Source organism: Rhizobium sp. N731, assembly GCF_001664145.1.
Classification (GTDB): Bacteria; Pseudomonadota; Alphaproteobacteria; order Rhizobiales; family Rhizobiaceae; genus Rhizobium; species Rhizobium esperanzae.
This window is the reverse complement of sequence record NZ_CP013606.1, coordinates 96,492-108,696: the sequence shown is the minus strand read 5'-3', so window position 1 is coordinate 108,696 and position 12,205 is coordinate 96,492. Positions and strand designations below refer to the sequence as shown.

Annotated in this window: 12 protein-coding genes; 4 read left to right on the top strand and 8 right to left on the bottom strand. The window is 64.4% G+C overall.

Annotated elements, in window-relative coordinates:
• Positions 1-5 precede the first annotated feature (5 nt).
• Positions 6-743, bottom strand: a complete 738-nt coding sequence (locus tag AMK02_RS27960) for a phosphatase PAP2 family protein (RefSeq protein ID WP_064808174.1) — start codon at positions 741-743, stop codon at positions 6-8.
• Positions 744-933: 190 nt separating this feature from the next.
• Here AMK02_RS27960 and AMK02_RS27955 point away from each other — a divergent pair, with 190 nt between their 5' ends.
• Positions 934-1,476, top strand: a complete 543-nt coding sequence (locus tag AMK02_RS27955) for a hypothetical protein (RefSeq protein WP_010017196.1) — start codon at positions 934-936, stop codon at positions 1,474-1,476.
• 8 nt (positions 1,477-1,484) lie between these two features.
• Here the strand turns inward: AMK02_RS27955 and AMK02_RS27950 are convergent, their stop codons facing one another.
• The 5 genes from AMK02_RS27950 to AMK02_RS27930 form a co-directional block, all read right to left on the bottom strand.
• The gene (locus tag AMK02_RS27950) at positions 1,485-2,975 is read right to left on the bottom strand and encodes an HAL/PAL/TAL family ammonia-lyase (RefSeq protein WP_064808172.1); all 1,491 of its coding nucleotides are present in this window, start codon (positions 2,973-2,975) and stop codon (positions 1,485-1,487) included.
• Positions 2,972-3,748 carry an ABC transporter ATP-binding protein gene (locus tag AMK02_RS27945; protein ID WP_064808170.1) on the bottom strand — a complete coding sequence of 259 codons (777 nt, stop codon included), beginning with the start codon at positions 3,746-3,748 and terminating at the stop codon, positions 2,972-2,974. The genes AMK02_RS27950 and AMK02_RS27945 overlap by 4 nt, the downstream gene beginning before the upstream one ends.
• Before the next feature lie 27 nt (positions 3,749-3,775).
• Positions 3,776-4,480 carry an ABC transporter permease gene (locus AMK02_RS27940; protein ID WP_004674851.1) on the bottom strand — a complete coding sequence of 235 codons (705 nt, stop codon included), beginning with the start codon at positions 4,478-4,480 and terminating at the stop codon, positions 3,776-3,778.
• 10 nt (positions 4,481-4,490) lie between these two features.
• The gene (locus tag AMK02_RS27935) at positions 4,491-5,216 is read right to left on the bottom strand and encodes an ABC transporter permease (protein WP_064808167.1); all 726 of its coding nucleotides are present in this window, start codon (positions 5,214-5,216) and stop codon (positions 4,491-4,493) included.
• A 105-nt stretch (positions 5,217-5,321) separates the two neighbouring features.
• Positions 5,322-6,164 carry a transporter substrate-binding domain-containing protein gene (locus tag AMK02_RS27930; protein WP_012490473.1) on the bottom strand — a complete coding sequence of 281 codons (843 nt, stop codon included), beginning with the start codon at positions 6,162-6,164 and terminating at the stop codon, positions 5,322-5,324.
• A gap of 191 nt (positions 6,165-6,355) precedes the next feature.
• Here AMK02_RS27930 and hutC (AMK02_RS27925) point away from each other — a divergent pair, with 191 nt between their 5' ends.
• On the top strand, positions 6,356-7,111 hold the full coding sequence (hutC, locus tag AMK02_RS27925) for a histidine utilization repressor (RefSeq protein ID WP_064808165.1): 756 nt from the start codon (positions 6,356-6,358) through the stop codon (positions 7,109-7,111).
• Positions 7,112-7,137: 26 nt separating this feature from the next.
• Here hutC (AMK02_RS27925) and hutC (AMK02_RS27920) read toward each other — a convergent pair whose 3' ends face one another.
• Together hutC (AMK02_RS27920) and AMK02_RS27915 are read right to left on the bottom strand one after the other, a co-directional pair.
• Positions 7,138-7,860 (bottom strand): histidine utilization repressor, encoded by a 723-nt coding sequence (gene hutC, locus AMK02_RS27920; protein WP_064808163.1) that lies wholly within the window; start codon positions 7,858-7,860, stop codon positions 7,138-7,140.
• Between the two features lie 61 nt (positions 7,861-7,921).
• A complete protein-coding gene (locus AMK02_RS27915; protein ID WP_064808162.1) occupies positions 7,922-9,268 on the bottom strand; it encodes a formimidoylglutamate deiminase in 1,347 nt (448 codons plus the stop codon).
• Between the two features lie 122 nt (positions 9,269-9,390).
• Here AMK02_RS27915 and hutI point away from each other — a divergent pair, with 122 nt between their 5' ends.
• Both hutI and hutH read left to right on the top strand, forming a co-directional pair.
• Positions 9,391-10,653 (top strand): imidazolonepropionase, encoded by a 1,263-nt coding sequence (hutI, locus tag AMK02_RS27910; RefSeq protein WP_064808159.1) that lies wholly within the window; start codon positions 9,391-9,393, stop codon positions 10,651-10,653.
• Entirely contained in the window at positions 10,650-12,185 is a 1,536-nt protein-coding gene (hutH, locus tag AMK02_RS27905; protein WP_064808158.1) for a histidine ammonia-lyase, read from the top strand. Before hutI ends, hutH begins: the two co-directional genes overlap by 4 nt.
• Positions 12,186-12,205: the final 20 nt, after the last annotated feature.

The following is a 12,205-nucleotide window of genomic DNA, read 5'->3' as shown; positions in this document are numbered from 1 at the left end:
ATGTCCTAGTCACCGTCGCCATTGCCGTTTTCGAGGCCATCGCCCGGGGCTCTGCTCGGGACGAAGCGTTTCGAGATCAGCCAGCAGGCGAGCGCCCAGAGCGCGCCCGCACACCATCCGGCGAAGACGTCGGTGGGATAGTGAACGCCGAGATAGATCCGGCTCAAGCCGATGATGACGGCGAGGAAAACGCCAGCGGCCATGACGAAGATCCGCGTCGAGCGGTAACGCTGCGTGCGGGCTAAGAGCGCGCCCAGCGTCAGATAGGTCACCGCCGAAACCATCGCATGGCCCGAGGGAAAACTGAGATCGCTGACCTCGACGAGATGCGGGACGATATCGGGACGCGGCCGGGCGACGAGGATTTTCAGCGTCGTGCTCGCCAGCCATCCTGTCAGCACCGAGGAAAAGACGAAGATCGCGATCGGCCAGCGCCGGTCAAGCAAGAGATAGACTGTGACGAGACCGGTCATCAGCGAGAGAACGGTGATGCCACCGAGACTGGTGATGTCGCCGACGGCATGCGTCAGCCAGCCGGGGCCGATCGGCACGCCAAGCTCACCCGGCCGTCGCAACGCCAGCAAGATCGTTTCGTCGAAACGGAGCGTCTCGCCTTCGAGCACCTCGCTCGTCAGCCGCTGCAGCACGAACAGCCCGCCGGCGATCGATGCCATGGTGATCAATGTCAGCGGTTCATATGCGCCGAGTCTCTTCCAAAATCCGCGTTGTTGAACCTCGCTCATCCCTGAGTTCGAACTCCCTTCTTATCATGCCGCTCTCCGCCAGATCGGCAAGGTGAGCCGCAAATTCAAGACCTTGCGACATTTGAGGCGTGTTCATAATGGCATCCGCTGCCCATCCCGGCGGTCCGGTAGCAAAAGCTCAACCTTCTTTTGCTATCGCTGGAGCGATTGACCTGGAGAGGTTTCGGCGATGAAAATTCTGACCGCGATGGTTCTGATGGCAGCCGCCCTGCCGCCGGTCTCGGCCTTCGGCGAGACCGAATGGATGGGCGGCGCAAGGCAATGGTCGGTCGGCTTTGCCAGCGAGCACCCTGCCTACTGCCGGCTGCAGTGGGACAGCGAACTGGGCAAGACGATGGAATTCCGCCAGAGCGCCACCGAAACCTTCTGGCTGGTCTCGAAGAACACATGGGACATTCCCACCGGCACCACGACCGAGGTGACGCTGACCGATCGAGCGGCAACGAAGGTGGTCGCCGCGGAATTCTTCGACAAGAACACGCTTCGCCTCTGGCCCAAAGGCAGCAAGGGCAGCGGCGGACTGAAGAAGATCATCAAGAATTCCTTTGCTGGAACGCCTGACGTGCAATTGACCTTTGCCGGCGACGAAGGTGACTGGACGCTGCCGCTTTCGCGGGTGGATCAGCTCTATCCAACCTTCGCCCAATGCCTCAAACGGCTCGAGGCCAGCGAGCCGGCCAAGCAGGATTCGGCAACAAGTAAACCTTTCTGACGAGTCGCCTAGACAGCCGGCGGCGCTGTCTCGCGGATCAGATTGCGTACGGCCTCGATATCGCCGTTCAGCGGCCGCTCGTCGCCATAATGAACCACATGTTCACGCACGGCTTGATAGAGGAGCTCCGTGCCTGCCGCCCGCGGCGCGGTTGCCGCCAGGAAATCATGCGCCTGGGCTGCGGCCATCAACTCGATCGCCAAGATATATTCGGCATTGTCGATGACGGCGAGCAGCTTGCCGGCGGCCGCCGTCGGATGGGCGAGAAAATCCTCCTGCAGGCCGGAGGTCAGGCCGCCGTCCATGGCCGCGGGCGCGGCAAGCCGACGGTTGTCGTTGCTCAGCGCGGCTGCGGTATATTGGGCGATCATGAAGCCGGAATGGCTGCCGGCATCGCTCGCCAGAAACGGCGGCAGGCCGCTGACCAGCGGATTGACCAGCCGGTCCATGCGTCGCTCGCTGATCGCGCCGATCTGCGCCAGCGCAACGGCGAGGCTGTCGGCCGCCTGCCCGAGCGCCGGGGCGACGGCATGCGCCTCGGAGGAAACGATCGGCTGCTCCGGCGTGCCTGAGACAGCCGGATTATCCGTCACCGAGGCAAGTTCCTGATCGGCGATGCGGGCGGAATTGTCGAACACGTCGCGGGCGGCGCCATGGGCATGCGGTACCGAGCGAAGGCTCAGCGCATCCTGGGTGCGCCGGCCGAAGGCGGCGGCGACGAGGCCGCTGCCCTGGAGGCGGGCGCGCAAGCTGGCTCCGACCTTTTCGATCCCGGCAGACGGGCGCAGCGCCAGCACCGCCGCGTCGAAGGCGGCGATCTGACAGCCTGCCGCTTCCAGCGTCAGCGCCGCGATGGCATCGGCCCAGTCGAGCAGCCGTTCGGCACGCAAAAGCGCTGCTGCGATCAGCCCCGTGGCGCAGGCCGTGCCGTTGACGAGGCTCAGGCCCTCCTTGGCGCCGAGCACCAACGGCTGCAGGCCGATCGCCGCCAGCGCCTCGCGGCCGCTCATGCGCCGACCGGCCACAGTGGCGCTGCCTTCGCCGATCAGGACGAGCGCGGTATGAGCATTGTGGGTGAGGTAACCGGCCGAGCCTTTCGACGGCACGTCGGGAATGCAGTCATGCTCCAGCAAGGCTGTGAGATGCTGGACGATCTCGCGCCGCACGCCGGAATGGCCGTGGGCGAAATTGGCGATCTGGGCGGCGATGATGGCGCGCACCTCCCGCCCGGCCAGCAGCGGCCCGACGCCGCAGGCATGGCTGAGCACGATGCTGCGCGACAACAGGCTCTGCGAGGCGCGGTCGACCACGGTATCGGCGAGCGCTCCGACGCCGGTGTTGACACCATAAGCGCGCACGCCCGTCTCGACGATGCTGGCGACGATGCGGCTTGCCTGCTCGACCCGCGCCCAGGCGGCCGGCGACAGCGCAAGCGCCTCCCCTGCCCCGACCCGCGCGACATCGCGCCAGGTCAGCACTTTATCGATGGTGATCGTCATTGCCCTGTTCCGAAATGGCCGATGAACTGGCGGAAAGCCGGCGACGCGCCGCCGCCGAACATATCGTCCGGCTTGCCGCTGCTTTCGACCAGCCCTTCGCGCATGAAGACGACGCGGTTCGAGACGTTGCGGGCAAAACTCATCTCATGGGTGACGACGAGCATGGTCATGCCTTCTTCGGCAAGCGCCCGCATGACGCGCAGCACCTCGCCGACGAGTTCCGGATCGAGTGCGGATGTCGGCTCGTCGAAGAGCATGACCTTCGGCTTCATCGCCAAAGCGCGGGCGATTGCGGCGCGCTGCTGCTGGCCGCCGGAGAGATGGGCGGGATAGGCATGGCGTTTGTCCGCGATACCGACCTTTTCGAGCAGCGCTTCGGCCTCGGCGATGCAGTCAGCGCGTGGCCGCTTCAGCACATGGATCGGGCCTTCGATGACGTTCTGCAGGATCGTCATATGGGACCAGAGATTGAAGGACTGGAACACCATGCCGAGTTCGGAGCGGATATGGTCGACCTGCTTCTGGCTGGCCGGCCTTGTCTTGCCGTTCTTGTGCACCATCTCGATGTGCTCGCCATCGACCCAGATCTCACCGTCGCTGGCGGTTTCGAGCAGGTTGATGCAGCGCAGAAAGGTCGATTTGCCGGAGCCGGAGGCGCCGAGCAGCGAAATCACATCGCCGTCCTCGGCATCGAGGGAAATGCCGCGCAGCACTTCGTGCGTGCCGAAGCTCTTGCGGATATTGCGGACCGAAAGTCGGGTTACGCCTGGCATGGTTGCTCCAATCGATTCAGGTTCCGCCTAGACCTTCAGCGCCTGCGGGATCGCGCGGCGGTGTCGGGACAGCGAATATTCGAGCAGAGCCATGCCCTGCAGGATGATGAAGTTCAAAACGAGATAGATGATCGCCGCGCAGAGGAAGACTTCCATCGTGCGGTATGTTTGCGAGATCAGCCGCTGGGCCACACCGGTGACCTCCCAGACGGTGACGAGGCTGGCGAGCGCCGTCGACTTCATCATCAGCACGATCTCGGTGGAATAGGCCGGCAGCGCGTGGCGGAAGGCGATCGGCGCCAGGATGCGGCGCACCATCAGGAAACCGGACATGCCGATCGAGCGGGCCGCCTCGATCTCCTTCGGGGAAACGGCGCGGATGCCGCCGCGGAAGATCTCCGCCGTGTAGCCGGCGGTGCAGAGCGCCAGCGACAGCACGGCGCAGACCATCGGCTCGCGCAGGAACGGCCAGAGGAAGGAATAGCGGATGACGCCGAACTGGCCGAGGCCGTAGAACACCAGGAACATCTGGATCAACAGCGGCGAGCCGCGGAAGACGAAGATATAGCCCTTGGCGAAACCCGACAGATAGCGGTTACCGCTGACCCGCATCGTGACGATGACCAGCGCCAGCAGACCGCCGAAAAAGATCGACAGCGAAAACAGGATCAGCGTCGTCGGCACCGCCTTCAGCAGTGTCACCATGGTCGAAGCGAGAAAGGTGAAATCCATCGTCGCCCCCTTATGCCTGGCCCATGGCGGAGGCCGGCATGCTGCGATTGGCGCGGCGTTCCGCGCCGTTGAAGATGCGGTCGGAAAGGCTGGTCAGGATCAGGTAGAGGCAGCCGCCGGCAATGAAGAACAGGAAATATTGCCGGGTCGAGCCGGCCGCCACCTGGCTGGTGCGCATCAGCTCGGCAAGGCCGGTAACCGAGATCAGCGCCGAATCCTTGAGGCTGAGCTGCCAGACATTTCCGAGGCCGGGAATGGCGAAGCGAAGCACCTGCGGGATGATGATGCGGCGGAAACGCATGCCACGATGCATGCCGATCGCCGAGGCCGCTTCGAGCTCACCCTTGGAGATCGCCAGATAGGCGCCGCGGAACACCTCCGCCTGATAGGAGCCGGAGATGATGCCGACGGCAAGCGCGCCGGCGGCAAAGGACGGCAGGCCGAGGAAACCCTCGTAGCCCATCGCCTTGCCGATCGAAGTGACGGCCGAGGAACCGCCGAAATAGATGAGATAGATGATCAGCAGTTCCGGCACGCCACGAAAGACGGTTGTATAGACGTTGCCCAGCGCGACGAGGAGAGGATTGCCGGAAAGCTTCGCGCCCGCGACGATCGCGCCCAGCACCGCGCCGATCGCCAGCGCCGTCGCGGTGACGGCCAGCGTCATCAAGGCAGCGAGAATGAGCAGCGCGCCCCATCCCGTCGAGCCGAAGCCAAGCAGTTCCAAGGTTGCCATAGCGTCCGTTCCCCGTCCGTGGCAGTGTTTTATCGATCGAGAATAACACGCGGTCTCCGGCGATAAAGCCGGAGACCGGCGCCTGCGGCCATAGGGCCGAAGCGCTTACTGCTGCGGGCTGACGTCGACCTTGAACCACTTCATCGAAAGGTTCTTGACCGTGCCGTCGGCGAGTGCCGATTTGATCGCCACGTTGAACTTGTCGCGCAGATCGGTGTCGGCCTTACGGATGCCGAGGCCTTCGCCCTCGCCCCAGATCGAACCGACGATCTCCGGGCCGGTGAAGTCGAGCGCGCCGTTGGCTGCCTGGAAGGCATTGGCGAAATAGACGGCGTCGTCGAATCCGAGGTCGATACGGCCATTCTGCAGGTCGAGGTCGCGGTCGGCGCCGGTCTTGTATTCGCGGATCTCGGCAATATCGCCGAAATTGTCATAGACGAACTTGGCGTAAACGGTCGCCGCCTGGATGCCGATCGTCTTGCCCTTGAACGCTTCCTTCAGCGCGTCGATCTCCTTCACGCCGGTCTGGCCAGGCGTCATCTTGATCGTGGCGCCGGTGCCGGCGGCTTTCGCCAGCGGGCTGTCCTTGGCGGTGGCGAAGGCGGCGGGCGTGGCGGCATAGGGAACGGTGAAGTCGATGACCTGCTTGCGCTCCTCGGTGATCGACAGCGCATCCATGATGACGTCGAACTTGCCGGCATTCAGCGCCGGGATCATGCCGTCCCAGTCGGAGGCGACAAGCGTGCATTCGATCTTGGCGCGCTCGCACAGCACCTTGGCAAGCTCCGGCTCGAAGCCGCCGAGCGTGCCGTCGGCATTGGTGAGGTTCCACGGCGCATAGGCGCCCTCGAGCGTGATGGTCGCCTTCGTCCAGTCCTTGGCAAAGGCGGGGGCGGCAAAGGCGGAAAAAGCGGCGACGCCGCAAAACAGGATGGCGCTAAATTTCATTGATGAATTCTCCTCTGGAGTTGAAACAGACCTTGCGGCACCGCCGATCTCCGCCGGCTTGCCCTTTCCGTCCTATTTTTATCTCGAGGACCGATTGGGAGGTTGTATATGGTACCATATGAGATATTTTGTGATATGCAAGAGGAAAGTCGATTATGTGGCAAATTGCATCCGTGCAAAAGGAATAGGCAATGAAGCGTTCCGGCGAGATGAAGCGCGACCTGGCGGGAAATGACAGCACGCCGCTTTACGCCGGCGTCAAGCAGGTGATCCTCGACCGCATCCACAGCGGCGAATGGCCGCCGAAATACCGCGTGCCGTCGGAAAACGAGCTGGTCGTCGAACTCGGCGTCAGCAAGATGACCGCCAACCGGGCGCTACGCGAACTTGCCAATGAAGGCGAACTCGTCCGCATCCAGGGCGTCGGCTCCTTCGTCGCCGAGCGCAAGGGTTATTCGGCACTGTTCGAGGTGCGCAACATCGCCGAGGAGATCGCCGAACGCGGCCATATCCATGAAGCCTCGGTCGTGGTTCTGGCCCGGGAAACCGCCTCTCCGGAGATCGCCGACGCCCTGGAGCTGGCAATCGGCGCCGCCGTTTTCCACTCGCTGATCGTCCACAGCGAAAACGGCGTTCCGGTGCAGATCGAGGACCGGTTCGTCAATCCGGAGGCCGCTCCCGAATATCTCGAGCAGGATTTCACGACGCTCACGCCGAACGCCTATTTGACCGCCGCCGCCCCGCTCAGCGGCTCCGAGCACGTCGTCGAGGCGGCGATGCCGCAGGCCTGGGAATGCAAGCTGCTGACCATCCTCAAGAGCGAGCCGTGCCTGACGATCCGCCGGCGCACATGGTCGGCGAAACAGGTGGTTTCGACCGCCCGTCTCGTCTATCCCGGCTATCGCTACCGGCTCGAGGCGCGCAGCGGCAAGATGTTCGAAGACTAAAACACCCGCGATGTTGTATATGGAACTTACTGCGACGCCGGTGTGAACCGCGCCACCAGTGCGTGACGATCGCCGGGATAGGTGAAGCGCACGTGGGTCACCGGTCCGGCGCCGCTCCAGGTGCGGCGCTCGACCACCAGGCAGGCGGTGTTGCGGGCGATGTCGAGGGCGGCCGCCACCTCGGCGCTGGCGGAAACGGCGTGAATCCGGTGTTCGGCGGTGCTCCACGGCACCTGGTTGAGCAGCCACGGCCCCGGCGCCACCGTCAGGAAATCGGCATCGGCCGCCTCCGGCACGGTCGCGAGGCTGATCAGCCGTTCCTCCAAACAGAAAGGCCGCGCGCCGGCATTGTGGATGCAGACCACTTCGACGACCGAGGACGCCAGAGGCAGCTCCAGCCGGCGGCTGTCTTCCGCCTTGGCCTTGCGGCTCGTCTTCTTCGACACCGCATAGGAATAAGGCAGGTTCAGCGACTGCACCTCGGCCTTGATGTCGTGGATTTCGAGAACCGCCGATTGCGCCTGCGGCTGTGTGACGAAACTGCCGGATTTCTTGCGGCGCTCGATCAGCCCAGCCTTGGCGAGCTGGGTCAGCACCTTGTTCACCGTCATCCGTGAGACGTCATACTGCGTGGCGAGATCGACCTCGAAGGGAATGCGATGCCCCGGCGGCCATTCGCCCGAGACGATACGGCCTTCGATGTCGCCCAGGATGCGCTGATGCAAGGTGGGATCCCTGCTTTGATTCATCGCCACGTTCCGATTGGTTTCCCGATCTAGTCCGAATGCCCCGCTCATGAAAAGCTCTTTTTCAGGCGGCCAGCAACTCACCCATCGCGGCAAGGAAGCGACGGTCGATGGCGTCACGCTTGCGATGGCGACCGCCCTCCACCTGCTTGCGGCCGCGCGCCCAGACGCAATCGACGGAGATGCCGCCGGCAAACAGCCAGTGATCGAGGATCTGATCGCCGGAGAGATAGGGAACGGCTGACGTATCGAGCGAAACGAGATCGGCGTGATGGCCCTCGACGAGACCGGCCGGGGCTTTCAGCGCCGCGGCGCCGCCGGCAAGCGCCTGGTTGAACAGCGACAGCGCCGTTGAACCACCGGGCGCAGCCACGACATTGCGGGCGCGCAGCGCCAGACGCTGCGAATATTCGAGCTGACGCAGTTCTTCCGACAGGGAGATCCGCACGTTGGAATCCGAGCCGATGCCGTAACGGCCGTCCTCTTCGAGGAACAGCGGCGCGGCAAAGGCGCCGTCGCCGAGATTGGCCTCGGTGATCGGGCAGAGGCCGGCGATCGCCCCGCTTTTCGCCATCCGCCGCGTCTCGTCCTCGGTCATGTGCGTCGCATGGATCAGGCACCAGCGTTCATCCACCGGCATATGATCGAGCAGCCATTCGACCGGCCGCGCGCCGGACCAGGCGACGCAGTCCTCGACCTCCTTCACCTGCTCGGCCACGTGGATATGGATCGGGCCGTCGCCCGCCATCGGCACGAGCTTCGCCAATTGCTCGGGTGTGGCGGCGCGCAGGCTGTGCGGCGCCAGTCCGAGTTCGGCGCCGTCGAGTCGGCCGGTCACGCCACGGCATCCCTCCATCAGCCTTTCGAAGCTTTCGAGCGAATTGATGAAGCGCCGCTGGCCGTCGATCGGCGCCGCACCACCGAAACCGGAATGGGCATAGAACACCGGTAGAAGCGTCAGGCCGATGCCGGTCTCCTGGCTCGCCGCACCGATACGTTCGGCAAGCTCGACGATATTGGCATAGGCCGCGCCGTCCCTGTCGTGATGGAGATAGTGGAATTCGCCGACGCGGGAAAATCCGGCCTCCAGCATTTCCGCATAAAGCTTGGCCGCGACCGCCTCGACATGGTCCGGCGTCATTGCCAAAGCGAATTTGTACATGACGGTGCGCCAGCTCCAGAAGCTGTCGTTGGTCGGGCCGCGCACTTCGGCAAGACCGGCCATCGCCCTTTGGAAGGCGTGGCTGTGCAGGTTGCCCATGGCCGGAACGATCAGGGCATGGCGCTCATCGCCGGGCGCGGCGGCGACGCCGACCTCGACCCGGGCGATGCGCCCGGCCTCGAGCGTCAGCCGCACGTCCTTCTGCCAGCCTTGCGGCGTCAGCGCCGTCCTCGCGTGAAGTATGGTCATGGCCTTTTCTCCCCTTCTGCCGCGCCGCCGATCTTTCTTTTCCAGAAGAGCGCGCAAAATTTCTCTTGTCACCTGCTTATTATGTATATACATGTTTCGGCATAAGGAAAGGCGCAAAGCTGATGACCGGGAACAATTTTTCTGACGAAACCCCATCCGCCGACGTCAGGCCGGTGCTGTGGCGCAATGCGCGGCTGGCGACGCTCGCGTCTGGCAGAGCCGGGCTCGGCATTGTCGAAAAGGGCGCCGTTCTGATCGAAAACGGCCGCATCGGCTTTGCCGGCGCCGAAAGCGAGCTGCCGGCATCGGCCATCGAACGCTCCGACATCGTCGATCTCGAAGGCCGCTGGGTGACACCCGGTCTCGTCGACTGCCACACCCATATCGTTCACGGCGGCAATCGCGCCCGCGAGTTCGAGATGCGTCTTGAAGGCGCGACCTATGAGGAGATCGCGCGGGCCGGCGGCGGCATCGTCTCCTCCGTCCAGGCGACCAATGCGCTGTCGGTCGAGGAACTTGTCGCCACGGCGCTGCCGCGGCTCGATACGCTGCTTGCCGAAGGCGTGACGACGATCGAGATCAAATCCGGTTATGGCCTCAACCGCAGCGGCGAAGTGAAGATGCTGCAGAGCGCCCGCCTGCTCGGCCATGTCAGGCCGGTGCGCGTCGCCACAAGCTATCTCGGTGCCCATGCGACGCCGGTGGAATATAAGGGCCGCAACGACGACTATCTCGACGAAATCGTGCTGCCCGGCCTCGACGACATGTATAATCTCGGCCTTGCCGATGCCGTCGACGGCTTCTGCGAAGGCATCGCCTTTTCGACGGCCGAGATCGCCCGCGTCTTCGACAAGGCCAAGGCGCTCGGCCTGCCTGTCAAGCTCCATGCCGAGCAGCTCTCCAATCTCGGCGGCGCCAAGCTGGCGGCCGCCTATGGCGCGCTTTCCTGTGATCACCTCGAATATCTCGACGAGCAAGGCGTTGCGGCAATGGCCGCTGCCGGCACCGTCGCCGTGCTGCTGCCCGGCGCCTTCTACGCCATCCATGAAAAGCAGAAGCCGCCGGTGGAGGCACTGCGCCGGGCCGGCGTGCCGATCGCGATCGCCACCGATTGCAATCCGGGCACCTCACCGCTTACCTCGATGCTGCTCACCATGAACATGTCGGCGACGCTGTTCGGCCTCACCGTCGAGGAATGCATCGCCGGCGCCACCCGCGAAGGCGCGCGCGCGCTCGGCCTCATCGGCGAGACCGGAACGCTCGAAGCCGGCAAATCCGCCGATCTCGCCGTCTGGAATATCGAGAGCCTTGCCGAGCTCGTCTACCGCATCGGCTTCAACCCGCTTCATACACGCGTCTTCAAAGGCGAAAGGAACGGTCGATGACCATTACGCTCCACCCGGGCTCCGTCTCGCTCAAGGATCTGGAAATCATCTATTGGACCGGCGCGCCGGCAAGGCTCGATCCCGCCTTCGATGCCGGCATCGCCAAGGCCGCCGCGCGCATCGCCGAGATCGCCGCCGGCAACGCGCCGGTTTACGGCATCAATACCGGCTTCGGCAAACTCGCCTCGATCAAGATCGACAGCGCTGACGTCGCCACGCTGCAGCGCAATCTCATCCTGTCGCATTGCTGCGGCATCGGTGCGCCGCTGCCGGAAAATATCGTCCGACTGATCATGGCGCTGAAGCTGGTGTCGCTCGGCCGCGGCGCCTCCGGCGTACGGCTGGAACTGGTGCGGCTGATCGAAGGCATGCTCGAAAAGGGCGTCATTCCGCTGATCCCGGAAAAGGGCTCGGTCGGCGCCTCCGGCGACCTCGCACCGCTCGCCCATATGGCCGCGGTGATGATGGGCGAGGCCGAAGCCTTTTTCGCCGGCGAACGTCTTTCGGGCGCCGAGGCCCTTGCACGGGCCGGGCTGAAACCGGTGGTGCTCGCCGCCAAGGAAGGCCTGGCGCTGATCAACGGCACGCAGACCTCGACGGCGCTGGCGCTCGCCGGCCTCTTCCGCGCCCATCGTGCCGCGCAGTCGGCGCTCATCACCGGCGCCATGTCGACCGATGCGGCGATGGGGTCCTCGGCGCCCTTTCATGCCGATATCCATACGCTGCGCGGCCATAAGGGCCAGATCGATACCGCAGCGGCGCTTCGCGGCCTGCTCGAAAATTCCGTCATCCGCCAGAGCCATATCGAGGGCGACGAGCGTGTGCAGGATCCCTATTGCATCCGCTGCCAGCCGCAGGTCGACGGCGCCTGTCTCGATCTGCTGCGCTCGGTCGCCCGCACCCTCGAAATCGAGGCCAATGCCGTCACAGACAATCCGCTGGTGCTGTCGGACAACTCGGTTGTGTCAGGCGGCAATTTCCACGCCGAACCCGTCGCCTTCGCCGCCGACCAGATCGCGCTCGCCGTCTGCGAGATCAGCGCGATCTCACAGCGGCGCATCGCGCTGCTGGTCGATCCGGTGCTTTCCTACGGCCTGCCGGCCTTCCTCGCCAAGAAGCCCGGCCTCAACTCCGGCCTGATGATTGCCGAGGTCACCTCGGCGGCGCTGATGTCGGAGAACAAGCAGATGTCGCACCCGGCCTCGGTCGATTCGACCCCGACCTCGGCCAACCAGGAAGACCACGTCTCGATGGCCTGCCACGGCGCCCGCCGCCTGCTTGGCATGACCGAGAACCTCTTCGGCATCATCGGCATCGAAGCGCTGACCGCGGCCCAAGGCGTCGAATTGCGCGCGCCGCTGTCGACGAGCCCGGAGCTTGGCAAGGCGATCGCCGCGATCCGCGCCAAGGTGCCGAGCCTCGATAACGACCGCTACATGGCGGGCGACCTCGCCGCCGCAGCCGAACTGGTGGCGACGGGCGCGCTGAACGCCGCAGTTTCCTCGGGCATTCTGCCGGTTTTGGAGGGTTGATGGTGATGAATGTGCACCTG